The sequence below is a fragment of the Mesobacillus jeotgali genome (assembly GCF_900166585.1).
Taxonomy (GTDB): Bacteria; Bacillota; Bacilli; order Bacillales; family Cytobacillaceae; genus Mesobacillus; species Mesobacillus jeotgali_A.
Genome location: NZ_FVZC01000009.1, coordinates 274,019 through 295,961, shown reverse-complemented (window position 1 = coordinate 295,961; position 21,943 = coordinate 274,019). Strand labels below are relative to the sequence as shown.

Sequence of the window (21,943 nt, the reverse complement as noted above, 5' to 3'; positions counted from 1 at the left end):
TCCTTTCCTTAGGTCATTTCCTTTTTCAATGAAATAATCCGCTGCAACTCTTCTTCTGCCTTCTTATCTGGATAGGTCGGATCTTTCATTCTTTCGCGAAGCTCAACCGTTTCAATAAAAATCTTAAAATCACTCGAAACGATGAAATTTTCACCCGGATAATTTTTTTCCAGCTTTTTATTTATTTCCTTTTCAATCCTTTTCATGCCGAACCGCTTCATATGCTTTACTTTGTAAGCAACCAGGGTATCTTTCTTTCCGGCAATGACAGCAACATCAAAAATTTCATCCAGTTCGGCAATATCCTTTTTGACCTTTGCTGCGAGCTTGAGATCTTTTTCTTCAAGATCATTGGTTGCTCCTGGAGCAGGATTAACCGACTGGATCATAGAGGCTCTGCTCTCTGGAGATGTCTTTCCAAAGGAGCAGCCTGCAACACCAAATCCAAGCAATAATAGTACCGCTAAAATTTTTAATGTTCGTTTTATATTCATCCCATAAATCCCTTCCTATGCTTCAGCTGATTGGTTAAAATTATTTTCCGCGTCCACACTCTAATTTATGAATTTTTTATTTCGGGTTTTATTTCCATTAACCATAAAAACAGCCATCGTAGCGGAACTTGATTAACATATCCCAATTTAGATCCACCTTATAAGTTTGTCTAAACAAATAAAATCGCCTGCCAGTAAGGTTGGCAGACGATTTTTCTATTCTTGCTTTCTTTTTTTTCCGCAGCCACAGCCGCCTTTTCTTCGTACTCGGCGGGTTGCTGCTGTTTTACGTTTAGTGCTATTTAAGTTTGAATCTTTATTATTCGATTTTTGCTTTTCTTCCATGATATACAACCCCTTATCAAGAGTTCATATGATAGGTTATGAACAAGTATACTCAGGGGTTCTGGACGTTCTTACTAATTCAAAGCTTAATCTTTAATGAAGGTATGCTGAATCAGTGATGCCACGCCTGCAATGGCAAGTATATTGATTACCGGGATTGCTAACTGAGGAAATAACATATAGCTTCCAAATAAGAATACTGCAGACCAGATGCCGGTGCACCAATGACAGCTTAACAGTTCACCAATCCAATACCTCAAGCCGGTTCCTTTTATTTCTATAAAGGTCTCCGTGGTTCCATCCTCAAGAGTCTCTTCTACAAAATTATGGAATGGTTCACGAAGGAATTCAGTGATTTTATCGTATACGATCAGCCTGGTCAAACGAAAGCTTGCCATCACTAAAAGACAAAATTCAAGCCAACTAACCATGTGCTTTCACCCACCTGTATTTTTTGATTCCATACAGCTTATGCAGGCAAATTCACGGAGGGGAGTCATTAGCCTGTCCGCTCTTGTCATTAATTTTTATATTAACATGTTAAAAATTAGACAAACACCCACACCATTAAGAGGGCGATTCATATTCTATTAAGGACAATAGGTCATATCAACTAAAAGGAGATGAATATATTATGGGTTGCAAAGGTAACAAACATGATGGCGACAGCTGTGTATGCGAAGTTCTGCGCGCAATTGCAGATGCCCAGGATGAAGTGGATGTAGATAACGATTGCGATGTGAGCTGTCACAAGTCTATTCAGGAATTACTGGCAGGTGCACAGACTCCAACCACCGATTTAGATACTATCCCATTAATTCTTTATTGCGGTGATTGCGTACCATTCGAAGGATTCGGAACTCGAATCCGCCCTAATGGAACCGGACCACAGAGACTTGACTGCTTCCGCTCATTCTTCTTCCGTGTCACATCTGTAGATGACAACTGCTGCGCAAAAATCGAGCTGTTGACTACACGCGGAGATGAGGGTGCAGGCTTCGATAATCCTTGCGAGCAAATCACAACTGGAGGATCCACAAACGAATTCTTCAGGACTGGAATCTGCATTACTGTAGACTTGGATTGCTTCTGTGCAGTGACTTGCCTAGACCCTGTTGCGGCATTGCCACTTTCCAGCCTTCCTGGAAATACGCGATAAACAACAAGTTGTAAAATCAGGCTTACCTTAATTGGTAAGCCTTTTTTATAACCCCACCCGCTTAATGTCGATTATGTCTTCTTTACGAATGCTTACACTTTTCTTTCTGGGGCTTATAGAGTGAATGAACAATACTTCTCCTTTTAAATCCAGGAAATAACCTTTAAATGATTGCCCCAGGGTAATGAATTCATATTTAACCTTCGCTACGCTTGCGGGGACAAGCTTCAAATGTTTGATTTTCTCTTCCAGTGTATATTCATTGAAGTTCTTCTTTTTCCGAGCTTCAAGCTGTTCCGCCTCAATATTTACTTCTTCTTCAGTAATTTCTTTTGCCTCCGTTTCGACTTCTTCTATTTTCTCGTCATTTTCATGTAATTGTTGGCTCTCAGACATCTCTTCATTATTTTTAATTGTAAATTGTTTTTGCATATCTGCCTGCGGCAGGTTAATGCTCGGTTGATTAATGTAAAACAAAGGAGATTGCTTACGATTGCGTTTCTTCCCCATTTACGGCACCTCCATAACTTCGCTCACCCTATATTTATGCGATAGCCTAGGATAGGTGCCAGACCAGAAAAATAATAAGATTTGAAAGGCTTGAGAAAAAAACAAAAACCCGCGCATTGGCGGGCTGGTTATTCTTATAGGATATGAAATCCGGAATCTACATGGATATTTTCCCCTGTGATTCCACGCGACATATCACTGAAGAGGAAGACTGCTGTGTCACCGACTTCTTCAGGTGTTGTATTGCGGCGAAGCGGGGCTTTTTCTTCAATTTCCCTTAAGATTGAGTTGAAGTCACTAACACCTTTCGCTGATAGTGTACGTATTGGACCGGCTGAAATTGAATTCACACGGATATTTTGCTTTCCAAGGTCTGCTGCAAGGTAGCGGACACTTGCATCCAAAGATGCCTTCGCTACTCCCATTACATTATAATTAGGAATTGCACGCTCTCCTCCCAAGTATGTCAATGTAACAATACTTCCGCCCTCTGACATCAGTTCTTTGGCTTCCTTAGCTACAGCAGTCAGTGAGTATGCACTGATATTATGAGCAAGCAGGAAACCTTCGCGGGATACATTCATATAGTCGCCCTGCAGTTCTTCCTTGTTTGCGAATGCGATACAATGGGCCACACCATAAATTGTACCCGCAGCTTCCTTAATTTCGCTGAAGCATTTCGCAACATCTTCATCCTTTGTAACGTCACATGGCAATACTAAATAGTTTTGATCCAAAGATTCGGCAAGCTCACGGACACTTTTTTCCATACGCTCACCTGCGTAAGTAAAAATTAAATTTGCCCCGGCATTGTGGAGAGATTGAGCAATACCCCAGGCGATACTTCTTTTATTGGCGACACCCATTACTACATATGTTTTACCGTTCAAAGAAAGAGTCATTTTTCCGTTCCCCCAATTTAATACATGTTATTAGTACCTAGTGCTAATTCTACACTAAACTTTCACATTTGCAAAGAAAAACCCGCCAAGATGACGGGTTTTGTTCTATTTAACACCAGAAACAGAATTCAAGCTCACGTTTAAGTTCATCAACATACTCTTTTGAACCCGTCACAATCAAACGGTCATTAAGCCTTAACTCAGTATCGCCGTGAGGCACGATTGATTCATTCTCACGCAAAATGCGGACAAAAATAACGTCCCCGGTAAATGGAAAGCGCCTTAGCGTCATACCATCAAATTGATCATTAAGCATTCTGATTTCATGCAGGGAATTTTCCTGATTAGTAAGGATGCTCATGACACCAGGAGATTCAATCATTGCGCGCAAAAGGGATTCCGTTGAACGAAGGACCGAGAAGACTTCAATGCCCTCTTCCTGTGCTTTCTCAGCAAGGTCTGGACTTTCAATCCTGGCTATTACACGCTGAATTCCATGCTCCTTCGCACTGACGGCAATTGTTGCATTCAGGTCAGCATCCCCGGTAGAAATCACCACGATATCCGCATCGTACACTCCCTGTCTTTCAAGTGTATCCATTTCATAATTTTCCATTTCGATGATTTCAAAAACAGAATCAGCTAACTGTTTCTCCGCTTTTTCCTGTTTCGTATGAAAGAGTACCGGTTCGTATAAAGAAGATTGCAGTGCTCTTGAAACCGGCAGTGTCATTTGATTTGCACCAATAAATGCAACCTTGACTTTAGCTTTCTCCGCTTTTTCCTGAGGGAATAACTTTTTGAATAAAATAGGCGTCAAGACGCTGGAGATGACCGCAACAAGAATCAGTGTACCGCTCATTTCAGGCGTGATCATTTCCATTCTCTCACCAATTGTTGCCGCAGCAATGACAAGTGACAATGTGGAGGTCAACAGGAAGCCCGATGCAAGTACAGTCTTTGTGTCGTACCACTTCTTCAATATATAAACTGGAATCATCTTTGATAAAAATAAAGCCAGCAGCAGCAGCGGAATCAATAATAAAAGTTTTTTATCACTGAATAATGACCATAAGTCAAGATCAACTCCAACCATCACAAAGAAAATCGGAATCAGGAAACCGTAGCCGAATGAATCAAGCTTATGGACCATTTCCTGGTCTGGGGAAAGCAATGAGACTAGTACCCCTGCCAGAAATGCTCCCAGGATATTTTCTGCGCCAACTGTTTCCGAGATGGCGACAAGCAAAATGATCAATGCGAAAACGGCGCGCGTGCCTATTTGGGTTGTGCCTGTTGACAACGCATTGATGAACGTCCGATTTTTGAAGGATTTGCCGATGAAATAAAGCCCTACTCCGGCAGCAAAAAGCACAAGCAGCAGCCATGTATTTCCGCCGCCAGTATCATACAGTGATACAAAAACGGCAAGAAGGATCATCGTAGCAAGATCTGCTATGACGGCAACTAATAATATGATCTGGCCGATATTGGTTTTCATTAAGTGTGCGTCCTTTAAAGTCGGGACAACGACTCCAAGAGAAATTGTCGAGATAATCAATGTCATCAACAATACATTTTCAATGAACCCTGCCAGAACGAATACATAAGACAATCCAAGTGAAGCAATAAATATTCCAACAAAGATGACTGAAGATACAACAAATGTATTTGGTTCACTCTGGGTATTGGGTTTGGCTTTAGCTTTATTTTTCCTGCTAGAAAAGGCAGTGAAGTCGATTTCCAATCCACTCAAGAACATCAGGAATAAGAATCCTAGTGTAGAAAGAGTGCTGAGCCATGCATCTTCATGGACAATATTAAAGCCGCTCTTGCCAATAATCAAACCCATTATGATTTCGGCAACCACTACCGGGATGATATTCAACCTCAAGCGGTGCAATAAAATAGGTGTTAAAAATGCAACAATAATGACGATTACTAGCGAAGTAATCGAAGCATGCTGTTCCATCCTCTCCCCTCCTTTGTTTAGTCGGATTTGCCATAACCAGTCGGCTTACAGCTGCAGGCATCTAAATATAAACATTTATTGTTTAAGTAAGGTAACTCATGAACGCAGTAGCGATTCCAAAATAAATCAAAATACTGATAATATCATTGATTGTTGTGATGAATGGGCCTGATGCGACGGCAGGGTCAATTTTTAATCTGTGCATAAGCAACGGGACCAGCGAGCCCGCAAGTGTAGCGATGATCAGCGTGATAAAAATTGAAATCCCAACTAGAGCTCCAAGGAAAAGTTCCCCTTTCCAAAAATACACAATGAAAGTGACGAGGAGACCGCAAACAGCCCCTGTTATTAAGCCTGTTCCCGCTTCCCTGAGGATAATACTCCATTTACTCTCTTTCTCAAGATCCCCAGTTGCAATTCCTCGGACAGCAACAGCCAGGGCCTGAGTACCAGTATTACCTGCCATACCCGCTATAAGCGGAATGAATACCGCCAGAATCGCTACTTTATCCAATGTATCCTCAAATCTTCCTATGAGGCTTGCTGTGAACATTCCCAAAAAGAGCAAGATGATCAGCCACGGTAATCGCTTCCTGGCAGCGGTTAATGGATTACGGTCGACAGTGTCAAGATCCGAAATACCGGCCAGTTTCGAGTAGTCATCCGAAGCTTCTTCTTCCATGACGTCTATGATATCATCAACAGTAATAATCCCAAGAAGGTGGTTTTGGAAATCAACAACAGGAAGGGCCAGGAAATTATAATCCCGCATCATCCTTGCGACTTCTTCCTGGTCCTCACCCACCGAAACAGACACAACCCGGTCACTCATGACCTCGGAAATCATTGTCTCATCATCGGCAACAATCAGGTCTCTCAAGGAAATAACACCAGCAAGTCTTTTGTCTTCATCAACGACAAAAATATAATAAATCGTCTCGGCCCGCGGGGCTTCTTTTTTCAGGATATACATTGCCGATCTGACCGTCTGGTTGGCAGAAATGGCAATGAATTCTGTAGTCATGATACTTCCAGCTGTGTATTCCTCATAATGCAGCAAGTCTTTGATTTCCTGTGCTGCGTCTTCATCCATGATCGTCAAATAACTGGCAACCTGATCTTTATCGAGTTCATTCAGGACATCCACCGCGTCATCCGCATACATGTTTGACAGCATGTCAGCGGCATAATTAGGATTCATCTGTGCTAATACATCTTTAAAATCTTCCTCATCCGCTTCGAGGTTCTCAAACAGATCGGCCATTTCCTCAGGGGAGAGGAAATTATATACTTTGGCCCGATCCTCATCATCAAGCTCACTGAAAAATTCAGCCTGATCGTATGGATGCAAATCTAAAAATTCTGCACGAAAGTCATCAATTTTCTCAGAGTAAAGTGCTTCCATCAGCAATCCGGAATTAATTTGCTGCCTGGATGCCGATTCTATCCGTTCTTCAGACATACACCTTACCCCCTTTCCTTTATGTACATTTCATTATACTAGCATTTAATGATTTCTTTGTCTTTTATCTTCACTTTTTCACCTAAAAAAATGGGCAATATATGCTTGTTGCCTCAACGTGATAAATGTTAATCTAAGCTGGAACTTTTCACTTTAATATTCCCTTTTTTCGTTTAAACTTTTCTTTTTTCCGCAGCGGGAAGAATAACCGTAAAAGGAGGATTACTTGATGAAACTTGATATTATTGGTGATATCCATGGTTGTTATTTTGAATTTGAAGAACTGACGAAAAAGCTTGGATATGATTGGAGTTCTGGTCTGCCGGTTCATCCTGATGGAAGGCGTCTTGCTTTTGTCGGGGACTTGACCGACCGAGGGCCGGAATCATTAAAGACAGCCCTGTTGGTTTGGGAATTGGTTATGAACAGCAGGTCTGCTTACTATGTTCCTGGTAACCATTGCAATAAACTATACCGTTACCTTTTAGGTAACAAAGTTCAGACGACTCATGGCCTTGAAACAACTGTGTCAGAATTCTTGTCTCTTACTTCGGAGGATAAGAACATTTTTCGAGAGAAATTCATCAGTCTTTACGAATCAGCTCCTTTGTACCATGTGCTCGATGATGGGCACCTTGTCATTGCCCATGCCGGAATACGGGAAGATTATATAGGCAAAAACAATTCAAAAGTAAAAACTTTTGTCCTCTATGGTGATATCACCGGCCAAACCAATCCAGACGGGACCCCCTTAAGGCGTGATTGGGCGCAGAAGTACCATGGAAAAGCAACAATCGTCTATGGCCATACACCTGTAAAGGAGCCGAGGATTCTCAACAATACCTATAATATAGATACAGGAGCTGTTTTTGGCGGAAGACTGTCCGCCCTTCGTTATCCCGAAATGGATATAGAATCCGTGCAATCCACCATGCCGTTTTTACCCGAAAAATTCAGGGAGTTAAAATAATACCCACAATCGAAAAAGCTAACCATGGATTGGTTAGCTTTTCCTTTTTATTTCCCAATAAACATTTGGGTCCAATAGTTCCCCTGTGAGGTATGACCAACCCCAATATGCGTGAAGTTTGGACTTAATATATTCTTCCTGTGACCTTCGCTGTTCATCCATGCATTCACGACTTCCTCGGCACTCTGTTGACCCATTGCTATGTTCTCACCAGCAGTATTGTAAGAAACCCCAAAGTCCCTCATCATATCGAATGGCGATCCATAAGTCGGGCTAGTATGCGAAAAGTAATTCTTGGCCTGCATGTCGTTTGATTTTTCCTGTGCGACATTACTTAAAGCTGTATCAGGCTGCAGGTTTGACAGACCATTTTTTCTGCGCTGTTCATTTGTCAAGTCAATGACTTTTGCCTCAAAGGCACTGATTTCTGTTCCAGTAGGAGTCGCTTTTTGCTCGGGAGCTGGTGCAGCTTCCCCTTGTGGTGCAGGCGCTGCTTCTGGTGCTGCTGCTCCTTGTTGTGGCGCTGGTGCAGCTTCCCCTTGTGGTGCAGGCGCTGCTTCTGGTGCTGCTGCTCCTTGTTGTGGCGCTGGTGCAGGTGCTGGTGCTTGTTCTGGAGCAGCTCCTTGTTGTGGTGCTGGTGCTGCTCCTTGTTGTGGTGCTGGTGCTGCTCCCTGTTGTGGTGCTGGTGCTGCTCCCTCATTCAAATCAGGTAGATCAACACCATTTCTGCGGTCCAAATCTCCCAGCATCTGATTGAAATCTGCTTGTTGTCCTTCGGTTAGTGTCAATCTGCCCTGCATCATTTCTGTGTGCGGGTATTTCGAACTTGGGATTCCCGTACTGTAGGAGTTCGGGTCTACAGTAATATACCCCTCTGGCATTTGCATGATTTCACTTGTTGAATTTCCGCCATTTCGATTTACTCTTGGCCCGTTTGTATTTCTTTTATTGTTATTTATTTCAGCTCTGCGACTTTGCTGCTTTACCCTATTTGCGTCATTATCCCAATAGCTATCCTGGTCTTTTCCCAGGGTAGTCATCCTGTTGTCTCGCAAATCCATTGCTTCATCATTGTTGTTGCATGCTGCAAGGCCTAATAACATGACAGCAGATACAGCCATTATTTTTCCATGCTTATATATGTTCAAGTGACGTTTCCTCCCTCATATTTCATTTATTACTTCTTTATGATTTGTTGTTTTCACAGAAATATCGGATGAAATTTTTGAGAGAAAATAAAAAGACAAATCGTTTTTATAACGATTTGCCTTTATCAAGCGCTTGCTTCATATCGATTGGAATGCTTGCAAGAAAATTCATTTCTTTATGCAAAAGTGGATGTGTGAAGCTTAATTCCCGGCAATGCAGGGCTTGTCTTGAAATTTTAGTCCTATTGCCGCCATATAAAGTATCACCAAGCAGCGGATGACCTATAAAGCTCATGTGCACTCTGATTTGATGTGTCCTGCCTGTCTTTAATCGGAGCTTTATATGAGTAAAGTCCTCAAAACGTTCACTCACCTTAAACAGTGTACAAGCATACTGCCCATCGGGATTTACCTCCCGTTCGATTATACTGTCAGGCTTCCTCGCAATCGGGGCTTCGATTGTTCCCTCATCCTTCTCGACCATACCTTCAGCAAACGCTTCATAGGTCCGTTTTACACCGCCCGACCTTTGCTGCTTGCTGAATAAATGATGGACATGGCTATGCTTCGCAACGAGGACAAGGCCAGAGGTATCCCTGTCAAGCCTGGTAACAATATGAATCGTGGCAGAAATTCCGTTTTCTTCATAATACCCGATCAGTCCGTTGGCAAGACTGCCAAATGGATGCTCCCTGGAAGGAATCGTATTCATTCCAGGAGGCTTATTGACTACCAGCAAATATTCATCTTCGTAAATTATGGAAAGCGGAATCTGTTCACCCTTCATTCCTAAAGATGGAACTTCAATGGGAAATTCAATTCTGATGTGATCAGCATCTTTCAGTATGTACCTGACATTTACTTCCCGATCATTTACAGAAATCAAGCCGCCTTTGAACTTAATATCAGTCAAAGCCGATTTAGAAATTTCCTTCTCCTTGAGAAATTCCCTAAGCATCATCCCATGGTCAGCAGCCGCGGCCGTAAATTCCAATGTAAAGTTTTTCGCCATCACAGCTGCTCCTGTCTGTCTCGTTTTGTTTAAAACAATTCAATGCTATCATCGACGAATCAAGACGTGAAATATTATATTGGTCCTGCTCGATTTCACCAAAGTTAAACTTTATGCCAGACTATGAAACACCAACCGCTCGTTGGTCAAAGAAACGTTCTTGGGCATTTTGGACGTCCTCTGTCTTCGAAATGTCTATTAAACGCTGGTTCTTGGACATTTTGGACATCCTCTGTCTTCGAAATGTCTATTAAACGCTGGTTCTTGGACATTTTGGACATCCTCTGTCTTCGAAATGTCTATTAAACGCTGGTTCTTGGACATTTTGGACGTCCTCTGTCTTCGAAATGTCTATTAAACGCTGGTTCTTAGACATTTTTGACGCTCTTTGGCTCAGAAAGGTCCAACGACATTTTCAATATTTTACTGCTCTTTAATCACTATCAGAGATAAAGGAATCATGTACCCTTTTCCAGAATGGGAAGGGCCTGAATCTGGCAAAACGGATTTTTTCATCTGCTACTCTGAATTGGATCGATTTAACGTCTTTATGCAGAAGTGTCAAATGGTCTACGGTCACCTGAAAATCTGGTCTGTTTACAGGTTTTAATGTACATGTATGATGATCTGGCAGAATTAACGGAGAGCCCACGGTCCTGAAAACGCGGTTGTTGATTGATGCCATTTCCGCAACTTGAATGGCCCTCAGAGATGGATGCAGGATGGCTCCGCCCAATGCTTTGTTATAGGCTGTACTTCCTGATGGCGTGGACACGCATAAGCCATCGCCGCGAAAACGTTCAAAATGCTGCCCCCTGATTTCAACGTCCATGACCAGCGTGCCTTCAACCGACTTAACAGTCGATTCATTCAAGGCCAGGTACCTGGTTTCCCGTCCGCCGTGCTGATACCTGATGATTACCTCGAGCAATGGATATTCAATCACCTGGTATGGTGTTTTGGCAATAGCAATGACCAGCTTTTCTATTTCTTCAGGAACCCAGTCGGCGTAAAAGCCAAGATGTCCTGTATGTACTCCAATGAATGCGGTTTTATCGAGCCTGCTGCTGTAGCGGTGGAAGGCGTACAAAAGGGTTCCATCCCCTCCAACAGAGATACAGATGTCCGGCTGGTCTTCATCATATTGTAGATCAAAGTCCAATAAATATGTCCTCATTTTATGCATCAATGTATTGGACCGGGAATCTCCCTTTGAAGTGATCGCAAATTTCATGTTTCAAACACCCCTGCATATCGGATTTAAACTATTTCTTCCCATCCTGCTGCATTTCTTTTTTCCGTGTGAAGAATGCCTGTGCATCCTGTATTTCCCCTCTGATCGTCGACATTTCTTCATCAAGGCGGAACGCTGCCTCTGCTGCACGCTGAAGCCTGATTTTTATATCTTCAGGAAAAAGCCCTTTATACTTATAATTTAATGAGTGCTCTACTGTGGCCCAAAAATTCATTGCCAGCGTCCTGATCTGGATTTCAGCAAGGATGTTTCTTTCTCCCCTGATCGTCTGGACTGGATATCGGATGACAACATGGTAGGAGCGGTATCCGCTTGCTTTTTTATGAGAGATGTAATCCCTTTCCTCCACGATTTCAAAATCATTCCGGTTTCTCAGCAATTCAACCACTGTCTTGATATCGTCCACGAACTGGCACATGATTCTCAACCCGGCAATATCCTGCATTTCTGTATCGAGCTTATCCAGTGAAATCCCTTTTTGATGAGCTTTATCCAGTATGCTCGCAATAGGCTTTACCCTTCCTGTTACAAATTCAATCGGGGAATGGTCTGAATGGAGCTCATATTGGCTCCTGATACCTTTTAGCTTTACCTTCAGCTCTTCAACAGCGTGTTTGTAAGGTTCTAAAAATTGATCCCAGTGTTTCACATCAGTCACCTCATCCGGTTCTATTCACGAAAGCCTAAGCGGATGGTGCGGTAAATACCTGTTCCACTTTCGTGACCATTTCCTCTCCATAGTTGCTGTTTCCGGTTATATTTTCAATCAAATATTCCATTTCACCACGGAAGCTTTCCAGTTTCAGCTTGCCTCCCGCATTAGTTAAAAACGCTTCATGCCCAGCCTGGAGCCCTCTTTGAATCGCACCCCATGCAGCTTCTGGGATTGTGACATATTGATATCCCTCTTCATGATCAACAATATAAATAAAGGAAAATTGATCAGAATCTACAAGCATTTGCCCTGTGGCGGAAAGTCTTGTCATTTCTGTCTCCAAGTCTGTATTGAGCAGCAGCTCATCATTTTCAATTTTTGCATCTGTAACTAGAATCTTTTTGCTCATTTTTTTCAACCTCCATAATCTTTTTTATTTTATCATATAGAACCATTTTCTACTAAAGATTGAAGCCAGCCACTTTTAACGAGATAATAAGGGAAGCTTATTTGAAAGGACGGACGTATGTGAGCAAGAATATCGAAATCGAATTCAAGAACATGCTGACTCAGGAAGAGTTCACCTTCCTGTCGGGATACTTCAATTTAGGGCCGGAGCACTTTAAAGAACAGGTTAACCATTATTTTGATACTCCCTCATTTTCCTTGAAGGATAAAGGCTCAGCTTTGAGGATAAGGGAAAAGGGAGATATTTTCGAAATGACCTTAAAGCAGCCTGCTAAACAGGGATTGCTCGAAACGAATCAGATATTAACTCCACTTCAGGCAGAAAACGCGTTGTCAGCCGGAAAATTGCCAGAGGGTGAAGTAAAAACTGCTATTCTGGAAGTGATATCAGATATAGAGGATTTGCAATACTTTGGTTCACTTAAAACCATTCGCGCTGAGGTTGAGTATAAAGGTGGATTACTTGTTCTGGACCATAGTTACTATTTAAATACAGAAGATTATGAGCTAGAATATGAAGTGACGAATGAGTCAGAAGGATATAAGATTTACTCCAAATTCCTGGAAGAACTTAAAATCCCGCTCAGATCTACCGATAATAAAATCAAACGATTTTACGCAAAAAAATACAATCTTTTAAGAGAATAAACCAGGCAGGAGAAATAGAATGAATGTTGATCAGTTAAAATCCATGCTCGAATTGCAGGCCCTTCAAAATTTCAACCAGACCACAGGACAAACTGGCAATGGACTCTTTCAGGATTTGCTTTCAGGCATCCTCAATGATCAAAGCAATGCCCTTGGTGCTACGGCAACAAGGCTAGAAGAGCTGTTCGATAGTGCTCAAGCTGCTGTCAGCTCAATTGATCTAGCTAAACAGAACATCGCACAAATGCTTCCCCCCATACAGCTGACTAAGGTCGCTGCTAAAAATAATGAAGATTTTGATGGAATGATTGATAAGGCGGCTGCAATGTTCAATATCCCAGCCAAGCTGATCAAATCCGTTATTCAAAAGGAATCCAACTTCAATCCAAATGCAGTCAGCCATGCAGGTGCGTCAGGGTTGATGCAATTGATGCCGTCTACGGCAAGAGGCCTGGGTGTGAAAAACGTTTTCGATCCAGGAGAGAATATTTTCGGAGGAACAAAATATCTCCGGCAAATGATGGACAGATATGATAATAATATAGAGCTGGCGCTTGCTGCTTACAATGCTGGACCTGGTAATGTAGATAAATATGGCGGAATTCCTCCATTTAAAGAAACACAAAATTACGTAAAAAAAGTCACCGATGTTTTTTACAGTTAATAAGTGTATATATAAGGAAGATACTTCCACCTTTTTTGACCGTCTGTGAGTGGTAACAGACGGTTTTTTTGTGTAAATTAGTAAAGCAATCATCAGAAAGGTGCAAGCGACTTTTTCACGCCTGCGGGGATTGAAACTTGTCACCAGGTTTTTTATCAAAATTGATGCTTTTTAAAGCTAAAAATCACTGTTTTTCTCGAACACAAGCCTATTTGTTTGAGATATAAATTTAGCATTGCTAAAATAAATAGCATAACTATCAAAGCTGAATGAAATTTCTAAAATCTATTTTAAAGGAGTTATCAATATGGTTGAGAATAAGACCTTACCATTCGAAGCCATTGGCGAAGGGACACTTCACCGGCTGGTTGATGCTTTCTACCAGCGTGTTGGAAGGCATCCTGATCTTGCTCCTATATTCCCGGACGACTTATCAGAAACTGCACGCAAACAAAAGCAGTTTTTGACTCAATATTTAGGAGGGCCGCCCTTATATACGAACGAACATGGCCATCCAATGCTTCGCGCAAGACATCTGCCGTTCGAAATTACGCCAACCAGGGCAAAAGCCTGGCTTGCCTGTATGGCAGAAGCAATGGATGAAGTAGGACTTGATGGCCCTCTAAGGGAGGATTTTTACGCCAGGCTCTACCTGACCGCCCAGCATATGATCAATACACCAGACAATGAAAACGGTGAGAACCTATGAGACTCAGCCGTGAAAACCTTTTGAGCTATGACCCGTCTGAATACTGTCATAGCTTGGATAAGAAGCCTTTAGAAATCTATATGTTTGTTGATCCGCTTTGTCCTGAATGCTGGGCACTTGAGCCAATCATCAAAAAGCTGCACATCGAATATGGAAAATATTTCTCCATCAGACATATACTAAGCGGAAGACTCGCCACTCTGAACATGAACCGAAAGAAACGTTACGAAACCATTGCAGAGCTCTGGGAAAAAACAGCAAGCAGAACAGGCATGTCCTGTGACGGCTCCCTTTGGTTCGAAAACCCTGTATCCTCTCCCTATTTGGCTTCGATTGCCATTAAATCGGCAGAATTACAGGGGAGAAAGAAGGGCATCAGATTCCTGCGCAAGCTCCAGGAAGTATTGTTTCTTGAAAAGCAGAATGTTTCCAACTTTGAAGTGCTCAAGTCATGCGCAAGAAACGTGGGACTGGATGTTGAGGAGTTCGTGACAGATATTCATTCTGAAACAGCTGCAAAAGCATTCCAATGTGATTTGAAAATCACCAATGAAATGGATGTCCAGGAAATACCGACTCTCGTCTTTTTCAACGCCAATGTTGAAGAAGAGGGTATAAAGATTACCGGACTTTACCCCTATGAGGTGTACGTTGAGATTCTCGAAGAAATGCTCCAGGCAAAGCCGAATGCTGCCCAGCCGCCAAACCTTGAACAATTCCTGAAGCAGTACAAAATGGTTGCCTCCAAGGAAGTGGCCGTCGTCTATGACATGACCGTACAACAGGCTGAAAAGGAATTAAAGAAGTTGATGCTAAAACAAAAGGTTGAACAAATCCCCGCTAAATATGGGATGTTCTGGCGATATCTTGAAGGATGACCGTGCCCAGGCACGGTCATTTTTTGTTTAAATAGATGCTGGCTTTTTAAGAAATGGATTTGCTCCAAAATTTGATCTTGATCGATATCTTTGAAAATGTGGTTGATATAGTCAATAAAGTGGTTGATATATTCTCAAAAGTGGTTGATATATTCGAATATGTGGTAGATATCTTGAGGTTTCCTGAAATCCTAACATGCATGGTTGCCATAGGGCGTTTTTGCTTGGTTTTTTTGCCCAGTATCTTTTCGAACCTGGTTTGTCATCATATATTAACACAGAAAAAGACCTTGCAGCTCTCCAACTGCAAGGTCTTTTCTATTTTATACGAACAAAGGGGATGGGAGAAATTTTTCACGGTCAAACAAAGGGGTAAATGTTTGCTTGTGATCAACTTCACGACATAAATATACCATAGCCAAACACATTATAACAATATACTTGTGTGTTATTTCACAATATTGTCAAATACCACTCATCATCACATGGACAGAAGCATATATATCAATTATAAAGTGATCCGGAGTGATGCTGGTGGATAAATTAGGGCTTTGCCTTATAGCTCTTTTCATACTTTTTTCATTTCTTCTCCAAATTGGTGGGTTGATGCATCTTTTGCCTTTATATTTGACCTCCCCTCTCCTTTTTTTCTCACTTTTTATTTTACTGATATATTTAAATAACCGAAAAAAGTTCAAAGGTTTCTAAAAGCCAAAAACCGGCTGCTAAGATGCAGCCGGTTCTTTATTTTAGGCTGTTTTCGTAAAGATTGTTGTTAAAATCCTAAAGCCGATTTTAACGTGATAAAAGCCATTTTGTAGGTCGGTACTAAATTTGCAAGCTCTTTTCTCTTAATAAGCGTTAATTTTGTAAAGATAATCAGGTAATTCCATCCTATTTGGTAGTCAAAAGCAGCAAAGTTTGAGAAAGAGCCTTATTTTATGAAAGCAGTGCTTCCATCTCATTGAGTTTTTCTTCGAATACTTTCAATGCTTCTTCTATTGGCCTTGAGCTGGTCATATCGACTCCTGCTTTTTTCAGGACTTCGATTGGGTAGTCAGAACTTCCTGATTTCAGGAATTCAACATAGCGGTCGACAGCCGGCTGTCCTTCTTCAAGGATTTGTTTGCTGAGCGCTGTTGCAGCACTGAAGCCGGTCGCATACTGGTAAACATAATAATTGTAATAGAAATGCGGGATCCTTGACCATTCGAGGCCGATTTCCTCATCGATAATGATGTCTTCTTCACCGAAGTATTTTTTGTTCAGCTCGTAATAGTCCTTCGTTAACGCGTCTGCAGTCAGTGCTTCGTTATTCTGTGCTTTTTGGTGAATCAGATGTTCAAACTCCGCGAACATTGTCTGCCTGAATACAGTACCTCGGAATCCTTCGAGATAGTGGTTTAACAGATAAAGTCGCTTCTGCTCATCATCAATCGTTTTCAGCATATAGTCATTCAACAGTGCTTCATTGCATGTTGAGGCTACTTCTGCAACGAAAATGGAGTAGCTTCCATATGGATATGGCTGTGTTTTCCTTGTGTAGTAGCTGTGTACAGAATGGCCGAATTCATGGGCGAGTGTGAAAAGATTATTCACATTGTCCTGCCAGTTCATCAGGATATACGGGTTTGTGCCATACGCTCCAGAAGAATAGGCACCGCTTCGCTTTCCTTTGTTCTCATACACATCCACCCAGCGATTTTCAAAGCCTTCTTGAAGAACCTGATTATACTCCTGACCCAGTGGCTCTAGGCCTTTAAGGACATAATCTTTAGCCTCGCCATAAGGGATTTCCATTTTTACGTTCTTTACCAATGGTGTGAAAAGGTCATACATATGAAGCTTTTCCAGGCCTAAAACCTTCCTGCGAAGCTTTATATATCTGTGAAGCAGGTGCAGATTATCATTCACCGTATTCACCAGGTTTTCATAGACACTTTCAGGGATATTATTCGCAGCGAGCGCAGCATGCCTGGCAGAATCATATTTACGAATTCGCGCGTTGAAGTTATCCTTCTTGATATTGCCGCTTAATGTACTGGCAAAAGTATTTTTGAAGCTGCCATATGTTTTATAGACAGCTTTAAAGGCATCCTCACGTACTCTGCGATCCTCGCTTTCAAGAAAACGGATATAGCGGCCGTGTGTTATTTCCACTTCTTCGCCGTTCTCATCCTTGATCGAAGGAAATTCTAAATCCGCATTGTTCAGCATGCCAAAAGTATTTGCCGGAGAGCTCATTACCTCTCCTGCCTGTGCTAGCAAGGCTTCCTGTTCAGCAGAAAGGACATGAGGCCGCTGAAGGTTGATTTCCTCTAATGCATGCTCATATAGTTTTAGCTCTTCTTTTTCCGTTAAAAAGCCCTTGATTTTTTCTTCATCGACAGCGAGAATTTCCGGAACGATGAAAGCCAGCGAACTTCCAGCCTGAGAATAAAGATTCTTGATTCGATCATCAAGACCCTGATAAAAAGAATTCGTAGTATCCTGGTCATAGCGCATATGTGCATATGTATAAAGTCTGCCAAGGCGCTCAAGCAGTTTATCCTGCAATTGGAGAGCATTATATAGCTGGTCAGCACTTTCTCCGAGTTTACCCTGATACTCCTCAACTGAAGGAATCAAACTCTTCACTTCATTAAATTCATTCTCCCAGGCATCATCATTCGCAAAAATATCTTCAAGTCTCCACGTATTTTCAGTGGCAACCTCATCTCTTGATGGCAATTTCTTCACAGCAGATTCATTTGTCATAGGGATCCTCCTTACAAAATTTCGTAATTCGAAAAAACTTTTCTAGTATCCTATATTCTATAATAGAAGCTGATATCCTTCAAAAAATTTGAAAGAGAAAGAAAAGTTTCTTTTATTTATTTACGCATTCTTAACTTCCTTATTTTACGCCTTTACTTTAGTTTTCATGTTATTGGAATACCAATTGTTCAATTTTATTTTCATACTCGGCAAAAAATTTGGCCTCGTTGTCATTTGAATTTTGAATCGTTTTTTCCCTCAACACCTTCACCTTACCAGAATCAATCTTTTCAAGGTACTCTACTTTTGTTAAGAGGAAAACATATTCTGCCAGAGCATACCAGTAATCACGTTGCCCGGCGGCAGGAAGGATCCTTAGTTTTATATCCCCCTTTTTTATGCGGCGAGCAAAAGCTTCCCGAATTCTTGAATAATAGATGATTTCACCTTCTTTGTGATGACGGAATATATCGAGATATATGTATGTTTGCCAGATGAAGGATGGTGTTTCGATATAGGGGCTCGATTGGACAGGCAGGCCGAGAACAGGCGGAAGACCGAAAAGGCTGAGGCGGTTCTTGTATAATTCTTTTAAAAATCGATTTCGCCGAGCTCCAGGTGATGTTTGATACCGTAATTTCAGTTTTTGATTTTCTTTTTGCCAGATTCTCATAAGTGGAAATTCTGATGCTTCTGGACCTATCAGATCTCCTAATAAAAAATCGTTCAGTGTCTTTACTTCAAGTTTAGTGATTGTCTTTCTTGTGGAAATTGGAATGACTCCGTGAAGGTTGATGAATTGGCCTGTTATTGGGCAAAATGCGGGGATATTCCAGACATTTTGGGATCTTCGCAGAAATAGATAGAGGAAATTATTCATAGATACAATCATATTAGACTTACGCTTGATCAGTTTCTCGGCCGCAATCCATATCGGTGTCACTCCATATTCCAGATATGTTTTTGTCCTTTTCGAGAAGACATCTGTATGAATAACTGAACATTGAAATTCAATTGCATATTTTTGCCCCTTCCACTCAAATGCTATATCCGGCTTCTGTCTCATTTGCAAATCAAACTTTTCAAGCTCAGCATGGATGCCCTGCTGCTTCAGCCAATCATACAACTTAAGCTTTCCAGTCAGATGATATTCCGTTTCTCGGTCATATTCATATTCGCAGCTTCCTCCTGCAATATGAGAAAAATGCCAGATTTTTTTATTGCCCAGCTTCATGATTACTTCTTTACCACAGTCTGGACAATAAAATTTTTCGGTTGACCTTATTTCCTTTAACTCTTTTATTGGCCTATCGCTCACTAGAGAAAATCGTTCCCCATTCAATTTGTTGGCTACCAGCAAGCTTTTTCACCTCCTTTATATCCTGAAACTATTCTTCAGTAGAGGAGTAAAAACCTTTTATTTTTGCAAAGGTTAACAGAATGTTCACAGAGACACAAAAAAACAGCCTGGATAAAACCCGGACTGTTACAGCATTGGTGACAAAAGCCTTGAAGTTGATTCGAGAAGTCTGTAGCCGATATTACGATTGTTAAAATCATTCAGGTCAATTTCTTTTGATTGAAGGATATCATTTTCAAATTCCTCGACCAGTTTCCTCGTGCTGCTTGTTTTATAAAGAAATGCATTGACCTCGAAATTCAAGTGGAAACTTCTCATATCCATATTTGAAGTACCAATTGAAGCGAGATCGCCGTCGACAATGACGATTTTGCTGTGCATGAAGCCTTTCTCGTATTCATAAATCTTAACTCCAGCTTCAAGGAGTTCAGGAAAATAGGATCTTGATGCAAAGAAGACAATCCTTTTATCAGGTCTTTTTGGAACAAGCAGCCTGACATCAAGTCCGCTGAGAGCAGCAACTTTAATTGCGCTAAAAATGTCTTCATCCGGAATAAAATAAGGTGACGCAATCCATACAGACTTATCGGCCGAGGATATCATTGAAAAAAATATGTTTTTGATTACACTCCACTCGTTATCTGGCCCGCCAGCGATCATTTGCACTCCGCCATGAGTATTTACCTCAAGGGCAGGTGATAAATATTCTGCCGTCAAAAAGCTTTTATTCGTCATGTAATACCAATCCTGAAGGAAAATCAGCTGCAGGCTCCGGACAGCTTCGCCTTTTGCCATTAAGTGAGTGTCCCTCCAAAAACCAAAATCCTTATTCCTTCCGAGGTACTCATCGCCAATATTCAGGCCACCAACAAAACCAACTGTCCCATCAATGACGATTATCTTACGGTGATTGCGAAAATTAAACTTGCTGTTCAAAAATGGAAGGCGAACAGGGCCAAATTCCACTACTTCGACACCTGCGTTAATCAAGTCCGAAATATAATCTCCTGAAAGTTTCCATGATCCTACGGAATCATACAAGAATCGGACCTTAATCCCCTTCTTGGCTTTTTCAGTGAGAACATTCTTGATTTCATGTCCTATATCATCATCCCGTACTATATAATATTCCATGTGAATGTGATGTGCAGCCTTTTTTAATTCCTCAAGGATATGGCTAAAAGTTTCATCACCATTTGTCAGGACTTTTGTGGAAGTCGCAAAGGAAATGGGACTATTTCCGAGTTTTTGGGCCAGATTGAATAATCGCCGATGATCTTCTTCCATATCAAGCATCCTTGCCTTATTCGCCCTTTCATTGTCTCCCTCAATCCTCAAAAAAGTTTGTTTATCAAGAAAGTATTTCCTGCGGAACATTTTTTCCTTCCGATGATTCCGTCCGAATAATAGATAGAATATAAAGCCGACAACCGGGAAACCGCCGAGAACAACAATCCAGGTTAAAGTCTGGGCTGGATGACGGTTTTCCAGGAAAATAACAAAGCTAATGAAAATAACTGTCAGAGTCATAAAAATACTTATGTACCCCAGGTAAACAGCATCCAGCTTCTCATAGAACAAATAATATATACCTGCCAATATTGTTAAAAACATCAGTATTCGGAATGTATTTTTAATGGTAACCACCTGTTTTCTATTTCTGATTTTCCAATTAAATTAGGAACTGTATATATGTATACGTTTCTATTAAGTAAAGGGATTCATACAAATTATATCAAAAAAGCCGATTTCATTTCTGAAATCGGCCTCCCATTCAGGAAAAATGCTTCCTTATGACGCTAAATACATCATTGTCGATAATTTTGTTGCCATATTCATCAAGACGATGAATCGTTATGCTTGACTCCTGCCCATACTCGAGAAGAACACTTAGTATGTTATCAATTTCCTCTTCGTCTTCGAAATCCTGCTCCGGAAATTCAATATATAAATAATACTTGTCGGAATAATTGTACAAGCTTGTTTTAATTTTATTGATTCCCGGCCGTTTGGAGAGGGCTATAACGTCCTCGAAATCCTTAAAGGACAATAAGAATTCGAGATCATCCTCGAAGGAATCCTCTTCTTCATCCATCCCTTTTGGATTGAATTGATGGTCAAGCAGCTCTTCGATTCTTTCATCAACAGGCATGTCTTTCAGCTTATCGTTAGGAAGCGGCAGTTCGAATTTCGGCCCGTCCTTTGACAATTGGGCTTTGGTGACTAATACCTCCAGACCTTTTTCCAGAGCCTGCACCTGGATCCATAAAGGACCTTCAACAGTAAATTCTTCTTCGGCATGGACCTCATCCATCATCTCCCAGAAAAGTTCCTCACTGCGATCGCGATTATACCAGATTTCTTCCCGGTCAAATCCGCGTTCCTCTATATCCATGTATGAAATATAAAACTTAACTGTATTCTCATTAATACGCTCGATTTCCATTCGCTTTCTCTCCCTTCCAGGCAAAGATTTGAAGGGACTAAATACCCCCAAAAAGCAGTTGGTCCTTATCTTTTACCCTTAATAAATGAGCCTGAATCACCTTGTTTTTTTATTAAAGGAAGGTAAATA

22 protein-coding genes are annotated in these 21,943 nt (G+C 41.3%); 6 read left to right on the top strand and 16 right to left on the bottom strand.

Translation table 11 applies throughout. The features are described 5' to 3' along the window. Positions 1 to 8: 8 nt before the first annotated feature. From B5X77_RS11485 to B5X77_RS11480, 3 genes are all read right to left on the bottom strand, one after another. Positions 9 to 494: a YhcN/YlaJ family sporulation lipoprotein gene (locus B5X77_RS11485; RefSeq protein WP_176167304.1), complete on the bottom strand. Its 486-nt coding sequence runs from the start codon at positions 492 to 494 to the stop codon at positions 9 to 11. Positions 495 to 710: 216 nt separating this feature from the next. Next, positions 711 to 839 (bottom strand): hypothetical protein, encoded by a 129-nt coding sequence (locus B5X77_RS23720; protein ID WP_257391794.1) that lies wholly within the window; start codon positions 837 to 839, stop codon positions 711 to 713. Positions 840 to 925: 86 nt separating this feature from the next. Beyond that, the gene (locus tag B5X77_RS11480) at positions 926 to 1,270 is read right to left on the bottom strand and encodes a DUF1360 domain-containing protein (RefSeq protein ID WP_079508129.1); all 345 of its coding nucleotides are present in this window, start codon (positions 1,268 to 1,270) and stop codon (positions 926 to 928) included. A 203-nt stretch (positions 1,271 to 1,473) separates the two neighbouring features. On the opposite strand from B5X77_RS11480, the gene B5X77_RS11475 reads away from it, so the two are divergent. Beyond that, positions 1,474 to 1,998 carry a CotY/CotZ family spore coat protein gene (locus B5X77_RS11475; protein WP_079508128.1) on the top strand — a complete coding sequence of 175 codons (525 nt, stop codon included), beginning with the start codon at positions 1,474 to 1,476 and terminating at the stop codon, positions 1,996 to 1,998. A 45-nt stretch (positions 1,999 to 2,043) separates the two neighbouring features. On the opposite strand, the gene B5X77_RS11470 is transcribed toward B5X77_RS11475, so the two are convergent. The 4 genes from B5X77_RS11470 to mgtE form a co-directional block, all read right to left on the bottom strand. Further along, the gene (locus B5X77_RS11470; RefSeq protein ID WP_079508127.1) at positions 2,044 to 2,508 is read right to left on the bottom strand and encodes a hypothetical protein; all 465 of its coding nucleotides are present in this window, start codon (positions 2,506 to 2,508) and stop codon (positions 2,044 to 2,046) included. 134 nt (positions 2,509 to 2,642) lie between these two features. Next, complete coding sequence (fabI, locus tag B5X77_RS11465; RefSeq protein WP_079508126.1) at positions 2,643 to 3,410, bottom strand: enoyl-ACP reductase FabI; 768 nt, start codon at positions 3,408 to 3,410, stop codon at positions 2,643 to 2,645. Between the two features lie 109 nt (positions 3,411 to 3,519). Continuing rightward, positions 3,520 to 5,382, bottom strand: coding sequence for a monovalent cation:proton antiporter family protein (locus B5X77_RS11460; protein WP_079508125.1), 1,863 nt, complete (start codon positions 5,380 to 5,382; stop codon positions 3,520 to 3,522). Between the two features lie 82 nt (positions 5,383 to 5,464). Beyond that, positions 5,465 to 6,844 (bottom strand): magnesium transporter, encoded by a 1,380-nt coding sequence (gene mgtE, locus B5X77_RS11455; protein ID WP_079508124.1) that lies wholly within the window; start codon positions 6,842 to 6,844, stop codon positions 5,465 to 5,467. 229 nt (positions 6,845 to 7,073) lie between these two features. Here mgtE and prpE point away from each other — a divergent pair, with 229 nt between their 5' ends. After that, complete coding sequence (gene prpE / locus B5X77_RS11450; RefSeq protein WP_079508123.1) at positions 7,074 to 7,814, top strand: bis(5'-nucleosyl)-tetraphosphatase PrpE; 741 nt, start codon at positions 7,074 to 7,076, stop codon at positions 7,812 to 7,814. A gap of 47 nt (positions 7,815 to 7,861) precedes the next feature. Here the strand turns inward: prpE and B5X77_RS23715 are convergent, their stop codons facing one another. From B5X77_RS23715 to B5X77_RS11425, 5 genes are all read right to left on the bottom strand, one after another. Beyond that, entirely contained in the window at positions 7,862 to 8,962 is a 1,101-nt protein-coding gene (locus B5X77_RS23715; RefSeq protein ID WP_257391793.1) for a CAP domain-containing protein, read from the bottom strand. A gap of 106 nt (positions 8,963 to 9,068) precedes the next feature. Then, positions 9,069 to 9,974 carry an RluA family pseudouridine synthase gene (locus B5X77_RS11440; RefSeq protein ID WP_079508122.1) on the bottom strand — a complete coding sequence of 302 codons (906 nt, stop codon included), beginning with the start codon at positions 9,972 to 9,974 and terminating at the stop codon, positions 9,069 to 9,071. A 433-nt stretch (positions 9,975 to 10,407) separates the two neighbouring features. Further along, a complete protein-coding gene (locus B5X77_RS11435) occupies positions 10,408 to 11,208 on the bottom strand; it encodes an NAD kinase (RefSeq protein WP_079508121.1) in 801 nt (266 codons plus the stop codon). A 31-nt stretch (positions 11,209 to 11,239) separates the two neighbouring features. Next, positions 11,240 to 11,878 carry a GTP diphosphokinase gene (locus tag B5X77_RS11430; protein WP_079508120.1) on the bottom strand — a complete coding sequence of 213 codons (639 nt, stop codon included), beginning with the start codon at positions 11,876 to 11,878 and terminating at the stop codon, positions 11,240 to 11,242. Between the two features lie 34 nt (positions 11,879 to 11,912). Further along, positions 11,913 to 12,293: a UPF0738 family protein gene (locus B5X77_RS11425; protein WP_257391792.1), complete on the bottom strand. Its 381-nt coding sequence runs from the start codon at positions 12,291 to 12,293 to the stop codon at positions 11,913 to 11,915. 119 nt (positions 12,294 to 12,412) lie between these two features. On the opposite strand from B5X77_RS11425, the gene B5X77_RS11420 reads away from it, so the two are divergent. The 4 genes from B5X77_RS11420 (at position 12,413) to B5X77_RS11405 (ending at position 15,251) form a co-directional block, all read left to right on the top strand. Beyond that, on the top strand, positions 12,413 to 13,000 hold the full coding sequence (locus B5X77_RS11420; RefSeq protein ID WP_079508118.1) for a CYTH domain-containing protein: 588 nt from the start codon (positions 12,413 to 12,415) through the stop codon (positions 12,998 to 13,000). Positions 13,001 to 13,019: 19 nt separating this feature from the next. Further along, on the top strand, positions 13,020 to 13,664 hold the full coding sequence (locus B5X77_RS11415) for a lytic transglycosylase domain-containing protein (RefSeq protein WP_079508117.1): 645 nt from the start codon (positions 13,020 to 13,022) through the stop codon (positions 13,662 to 13,664). Positions 13,665 to 13,971: 307 nt separating this feature from the next. Next, positions 13,972 to 14,373 carry a globin domain-containing protein gene (locus B5X77_RS11410; RefSeq protein ID WP_079508116.1) on the top strand — a complete coding sequence of 134 codons (402 nt, stop codon included), beginning with the start codon at positions 13,972 to 13,974 and terminating at the stop codon, positions 14,371 to 14,373. After that, positions 14,370 to 15,251 (top strand): ClpXP adapter SpxH family protein, encoded by an 882-nt coding sequence (locus B5X77_RS11405; RefSeq protein WP_079508115.1) that lies wholly within the window; start codon positions 14,370 to 14,372, stop codon positions 15,249 to 15,251. The genes B5X77_RS11410 and B5X77_RS11405 overlap by 4 nt, the downstream gene beginning before the upstream one ends. A gap of 939 nt (positions 15,252 to 16,190) precedes the next feature. Here B5X77_RS11405 and pepF read toward each other — a convergent pair. From pepF to mecA, 4 genes are all read right to left on the bottom strand, one after another. Further along, positions 16,191 to 18,008: an oligoendopeptidase F gene (gene pepF, locus B5X77_RS11390; RefSeq protein WP_079508112.1), complete on the bottom strand. Its 1,818-nt coding sequence runs from the start codon at positions 18,006 to 18,008 to the stop codon at positions 16,191 to 16,193. Positions 18,009 to 18,177: 169 nt separating this feature from the next. Beyond that, on the bottom strand, positions 18,178 to 19,368 hold the full coding sequence (locus B5X77_RS11385; protein ID WP_079508111.1) for a competence protein CoiA: 1,191 nt from the start codon (positions 19,366 to 19,368) through the stop codon (positions 18,178 to 18,180). Between the two features lie 126 nt (positions 19,369 to 19,494). Continuing rightward, positions 19,495 to 21,006, bottom strand: coding sequence for a cardiolipin synthase (gene cls / locus B5X77_RS11380; protein ID WP_079510206.1), 1,512 nt, complete (start codon positions 21,004 to 21,006; stop codon positions 19,495 to 19,497). Positions 21,007 to 21,142: 136 nt separating this feature from the next. Then, positions 21,143 to 21,814: an adaptor protein MecA gene (mecA, locus tag B5X77_RS11375; RefSeq protein WP_079508110.1), complete on the bottom strand. Its 672-nt coding sequence runs from the start codon at positions 21,812 to 21,814 to the stop codon at positions 21,143 to 21,145. Between the last annotated feature and the right edge of the window lie 129 nt (positions 21,815 to 21,943).

Bases quoted from the DNA above. Each gene is read 5' to 3' on its own strand.
- prpE (WP_079508123.1), top strand. From the start codon at position 7,074: ATGAAACTTGATATTATTGGTGATATCCATGGTTGTTATTTTGAATTT.
- B5X77_RS11460 (WP_079508125.1), bottom strand. From the start codon at position 5,382: ATGGAACAGCATGCTTCGATTACTTCGCTAGTAATCGTCATTATTGTT.
- pepF (WP_079508112.1), bottom strand. From the start codon at position 18,008: ATGACAAATGAATCTGCTGTGAAGAAATTGCCATCAAGAGATGAGGTT.
- B5X77_RS11425 (WP_257391792.1), bottom strand. From the start codon at position 12,293: ATGAGCAAAAAGATTCTAGTTACAGATGCAAAAATTGAAAATGATGAG.
- mgtE (WP_079508124.1), bottom strand. From the start codon at position 6,844: ATGTCTGAAGAACGGATAGAATCGGCATCCAGGCAGCAAATTAATTCC.
- B5X77_RS23720 (WP_257391794.1), bottom strand. From the start codon at position 839: ATGGAAGAAAAGCAAAAATCGAATAATAAAGATTCAAACTTAAATAGC.
- fabI (WP_079508126.1), bottom strand. From the start codon at position 3,410: ATGACTCTTTCTTTGAACGGTAAAACATATGTAGTAATGGGTGTCGCC.
- B5X77_RS11485 (WP_176167304.1), bottom strand. From the start codon at position 494: ATGAATATAAAACGAACATTAAAAATTTTAGCGGTACTATTATTGCTT.
- B5X77_RS11415 (WP_079508117.1), top strand. From the start codon at position 13,020: ATGAATGTTGATCAGTTAAAATCCATGCTCGAATTGCAGGCCCTTCAA.
- B5X77_RS11435 (WP_079508121.1), bottom strand. From the start codon at position 11,208: ATGAAATTTGCGATCACTTCAAAGGGAGATTCCCGGTCCAATACATTG.
- B5X77_RS11410 (WP_079508116.1), top strand. From the start codon at position 13,972: ATGGTTGAGAATAAGACCTTACCATTCGAAGCCATTGGCGAAGGGACA.
- B5X77_RS11480 (WP_079508129.1), bottom strand. From the start codon at position 1,270: ATGGTTAGTTGGCTTGAATTTTGTCTTTTAGTGATGGCAAGCTTTCGT.
- B5X77_RS11470 (WP_079508127.1), bottom strand. From the start codon at position 2,508: ATGGGGAAGAAACGCAATCGTAAGCAATCTCCTTTGTTTTACATTAAT.
- B5X77_RS11475 (WP_079508128.1), top strand. From the start codon at position 1,474: ATGGGTTGCAAAGGTAACAAACATGATGGCGACAGCTGTGTATGCGAA.
- B5X77_RS11405 (WP_079508115.1), top strand. From the start codon at position 14,370: ATGAGACTCAGCCGTGAAAACCTTTTGAGCTATGACCCGTCTGAATAC.
- B5X77_RS11440 (WP_079508122.1), bottom strand. From the start codon at position 9,974: ATGGCGAAAAACTTTACATTGGAATTTACGGCCGCGGCTGCTGACCAT.
- mecA (WP_079508110.1), bottom strand. From the start codon at position 21,814: ATGGAAATCGAGCGTATTAATGAGAATACAGTTAAGTTTTATATTTCA.